A 4,535-nucleotide genomic window follows, 5' to 3' on the forward strand; every position below is an offset into this window, starting at 1 on the left:
CGCGCTGGGCACGGCCGCCGCCGTCACGGTGGCCGCCGCCGCGGCGGCGGGCGCGCTCCTCGGGCCGGCGGGCGCGGCCCGGACCGCCGTCGCCGCGCTGCTCGCCCTCGGCGCCGCCGAACTGCTGCTTTGGCACTGCGTGCGCCGCTTCGGCGGGGTCACCGGCGACGTCTTCGGCGGCCTCGCCGAGACCGCGGCCACGACGGCCCTGGTGGTGCTGGTCCTCGGCTGACACCGGGCCACGAGCGTAGGCTCGTGCGGGGTTTGGGCACCGCCCGGATGGAGACCGTGGCGCAGGGGGGATCTAGGGTCGGGACCGGGCCCGGTCGACCCACCGCGTTCGGCCACACACCGGACTTCACCCGAATTCACCGGATCAACCCGGTTCCACCGGAAAATCTCACCGGAAAACCGGAAAACAGACGGAAGCGAGATTTCACCACCGTGACTGCTCTCACTCTCAGCACCGCCGCGGCGCCCGGCCTGCGGACCGACGCGATCGTGATCGGTGTCGCCAAGGGCTCCGCGAACGACAGCCGGAGCCTGGTCGTGGCCCCCGGCGCCGAGGCCGTGGACAAGGCGTACGACGGCAAGCTGGCCGGCGTCCTGGAGACCCTCGGCGCCTCGGGCGCGGAGGGCGAGGTGACGAAGCTGCCCGCGCCGGCCGGCTTCAAGGCGCCGCTCGTGGTGGCGGTGGGCCTGGGCCCCGAGCCCGGGAAGGACGCCGGTTACGACGGCGAGGCCCTGCGCAGGGCCGCCGGCGCCGCCGCCCGCGCCCTGGCCGGGACCAGGAAGGCCGCCTTCGCGCTGCCGCTGGCGGACGCCGCGGACGCCGGCGCGGTCGGCGAGGGCGTGCTGCTGGGCGCGTACTCCTTCGACGCGTACAAGGACAACGGCGGCGGCAAGGGCAAGAAGGCCAAGAACGGCAAGGCGCCGCTGGCCGAGGCGGCGCTGCTGGGCGGCAAGCCCCGCGACAAGGCGTACAAGGCCGCCGTCGAGCGCGCCACCGCCGTCGCCGAGGAGCTGAACCGCGCCCGCGACCTGGTCAACACCCCGCCCAACGACCTGGACCCCGAGGCGTTCGCCGCGATCGCGCAGGCCGCCGCCAAGGAGCACGGCATCAAGGTGCAGGTGCTCGACGAGAAGGCGCTGACCAAGGGCGGCTACGGCGGCATCCTGGGCGTCGGCTCCGGCTCGGCGTCGGCGCCGCGGCTGGTGAAGCTGTCGTACACCTCCTCCAAGGCGAAGAAGTCCCTCGCCTTCGTCGGCAAGGGCATCACCTACGACTCGGGCGGCATCTCGCTGAAGCCGGCCGGGCACAACGAGACGATGAAGTGCGACATGAGCGGTGCGGCGGCGGTCTTCGCCGCCGTGGTCGCCGCCGCGCGGCTCGGCCTGGCGGTCAACGTCACCGGCTGGCTGGCGCTGGCCGAGAACATGCCGTCGGGCTCCGCCGTCCGCCCCGGTGACGTGCTGCGCATGTACAGCGGCAAGACGGTGGAGGTGCTCAACACCGACGCCGAGGGCCGCCTGGTGCTGGCCGACGCGCTGTGGGCGGCCTCCGAGGAGAAGCCGGACGCGATCGTCGACGTGGCGACGCTGACCGGCGCGATGATGCTGGCGCTGGGCAGCCGGACGTTCGGGATCATGGCCAACGACGACGCGTTCCGCGCGGCGCTGCACGAGGCGGCCGAGGAGGCCGGCGAGCCGGCCTGGCCGATGCCGCTGCCGGAGCACCTGCGCAAGGGCATGGAGTCCTCGACGGCCGACATCGCCAACATGGGGGAGCGGATGGGCGGCGGGCTGGTCGCCGGACTATTCCTGCGGGAGTTCGTGGGCGAGGGGATCACCTGGGCGCACCTGGACATCGCCGGGCCGGCGTTCAACGAGGGCGGGCCGTTCGGGTACACGCCCAAGGGCGGTACGGGCTCCGCGGTGCGGACGCTGGTGCGGCTCGCCGAGCGGGTCGCCGCCGGCGATCTCGGGTGACGTCCGCCTGAGGGCTCGGGGTGCGGGTGAGATCGGCGGCTGCGGGTCCGTGGTGGCCCGTCGCGCAGTTCCCCGCGCCCCTGGGGCGTCGGTCGCCCCGGCGCCCGGTCGCGCCCGCGCGGCGGAGCCGCGGATCGAGCACAGCCCCGCGCCCCTCACGGGGCGCTGCCCTTACCGGCGTGCTCAAGTGAACGTGGGGCGTCTCACACACCGGCCCCGCGTCTCGTACCCCCTGCGCGGGTGCGAAGATGGGTCCCGGCAGGACAGGGCCCCACCCAAGGGCCGAAGAACGAGCGGCCGGACACCAGCCGCCGACCGGTCACTGGAGACCGGCGTGGCGCACATGCATGGAGGACGTGACGTGGCGAACGACGCCAGCACCGTTTTCGACCTAGTGATCCTCGGCGGTGGCAGCGGTGGTTACGCCGCGGCCCTGCGCGGGGCGCAGCTGGGCCTGGACGTCGCCCTGATCGAGAAGAACAAGGTCGGTGGTACCTGCCTGCACGTCGGCTGCATTCCCACCAAGGCGCTGCTGCACGCCGGTGAGATCGCCGACCAGGCCCGGGAGTCCGAGCAGTTCGGCGTGAAGGCCACCTTCGAGGGCATCGACATGCCGGCCGTCCAGAAGTACAAGGACGAGGTCATCTCCGGCCTCTACAAGGGCCTGCAGGGGCTGATCGCCTCCCGCAAGGTGACGTACATCGAGGGTGAGGGCCGCCTCTCCTCCCCGACCTCGGTGGACGTGAACGGCCAGCGCGTCCAGGGCCGCCACGTCCTGCTGGCGACCGGCTCCGTGCCGAAGTCGCTGCCGGGCCTGAACATCGACGGCGACCGGATCATCTCCTCCGACCACGCCCTCAAGCTGGACCGCGTGCCGAAGTCCGCGATCGTGCTGGGCGGCGGCGTGATCGGCGTCGAGTTCGCCTCCGCGTGGAAGTCCTTCGGCACCGACGTCACCATCGTCGAGGGCCTCAAGCACCTGGTCCCGGTCGAGGACGAGAACAGCTCGAAGCTGCTGGAGCGCGCCTTCCGCAAGCGCGGCATCAAGTTCAACCTGGGCACCTTCTTCCAGAAGGCCGAGTACACCCAGGACGGTGTCAAGGTCACGCTGGCCGACGGCAAGGAGTTCGAGGCCGAGATCCTGCTCGTCGCCATCGGCCGCGGCCCGGTCTCGCAGGGCCTGGGCTACGAGGAGGCCGGGATCGCCATGGACCGCGGCTACGTCCTCGTCGACGAGTACATGCGGACCAACGTCCCGACCGTCTCCGCCGTCGGCGACCTGGTCCCGACCCTCCAGCTCGCGCACGTCGGCTTCGCCGAGGGCATCCTGGTGGCGGAGCGGCTGGCCGGTCTGAAGACCGTGCCGATCGACTACGACGGCGTGCCCCGGGTGACGTACTGCCACCCCGAGGTCGCCTCCGTGGGCATCACCGAGGCCAAGGCCAAGGAGATCTACGGTGCGGACAAGGTCGTCGCCCTGAAGTACAACCTGGCGGGCAACGGCAGGAGCAAGATCCTCAAGACCGCGGGCGAGATCAAGCTCGTCCAGGTCAAGGACGGTGCCGTGGTCGGCGTCCACATGGTCGGCGACCGCATGGGCGAGCAGGTCGGCGAAGCCCAGCTGATCTACAACTGGGAGGCGCTGCCCGCCGAGGTCGCGCAGCTCATCCACGCCCACCCGACGCAGAACGAGGCCCTCGGCGAGGCCCACCTGGCCCTCGCGGGCAAGCCGCTCCACTCCCACGACTGACCTCCCCCGGTCACTGGGCGACGACACAGACTTCCGCAATTCGTAAGGAGCAACCGAAACCATGGCGGTTTCCGTAACCCTTCCGGCGCTCGGCGAGAGCGTCACCGAGGGCACCGTCACCCGCTGGCTCAAGGCCGAGGGTGAGCGCGTCGAGGCCGACGAGCCGCTGCTCGAGGTCTCGACCGACAAGGTCGACACCGAGATCCCGGCCCCCGCCTCCGGCGTGCTGTCCTCCATCAAGGTCGCCGAGGACGAGACGGTCGAGGTCGGCGCCGAGCTGGCCCTGATCGACGACGGCACCGGCGCCCCGGCGGCGGCCCCCGCCCCGGCCGCCGAGCAGGTCGCCGAGCCCGCCCCCGAGCCCGCTGCCGCCGCCCCCTCCACCGAGCAGGCCGCCCCGGCGCCCGCTCCGACCCCGCAGGCCGCGTCCGGCGGCGGCTCCGCCGAGGGCACGGACGTCGTCCTGCCCGCGCTCGGCGAGTCGGTCACCGAGGGCACCGTCACCCGCTGGCTGAAGGAGGTCGGCGAGGAGGTCACCGAGGACGAGCCGCTGCTCGAGGTCTCCACCGACAAGGTCGACACCGAGATCCCGGCGCCGGCCTCCGGCACCCTGCTGGAGATCGTGGTCGGCGAGGACGAGACCGCCGAGGTCGGCGCCAAGCTCGCCGTCATCGGTGCCGCCGGCGCCGCTCCCGCCGCCGCTCCCGCGGCCCCCGCGGCCCCGGCTCAGCCCGAGCCGGCCCCCGCCCCGGCCCCGCAGGCGCCGGCGGCTCCCGCCCCGCAGCAGCAGGCCCCG

At 73.0% G+C, this 4,535-nt stretch carries 4 protein-coding genes; all 4 read left to right on the plus strand.

Features of this window, described 5'->3' with window-relative positions; all coding sequences use genetic code 11:
* Positions 1 to 232, plus strand: a 232-nt coding sequence (locus tag ACY1JF_RS31785; protein WP_462708741.1) for an adenosylcobinamide-GDP ribazoletransferase, incomplete at its 5' end; no start/stop codon positions are given.
* A 212-nt stretch (positions 233 to 444) separates the two neighbouring features.
* Positions 445 to 1,989: a leucyl aminopeptidase gene (locus tag ACY1JF_RS31790; RefSeq protein WP_462708742.1), complete on the plus strand. Its 1,545-nt coding sequence runs from the start codon at positions 445 to 447 to the stop codon at positions 1,987 to 1,989.
* A 361-nt stretch (positions 1,990 to 2,350) separates the two neighbouring features.
* Positions 2,351 to 3,739, plus strand: coding sequence for a dihydrolipoyl dehydrogenase (gene lpdA / locus ACY1JF_RS31795; protein WP_462708743.1), 1,389 nt, complete (start codon positions 2,351 to 2,353; stop codon positions 3,737 to 3,739).
* A gap of 61 nt (positions 3,740 to 3,800) precedes the next feature.
* A partial coding sequence (locus tag ACY1JF_RS31800; RefSeq protein WP_462708744.1) for a biotin/lipoyl-containing protein occupies positions 3,801 to 4,535 on the plus strand: 735 nt, incomplete at its 3' end.

It is taken from the genome of Streptomyces sp. SYSU D01066-1 (genome assembly GCF_054956795.1).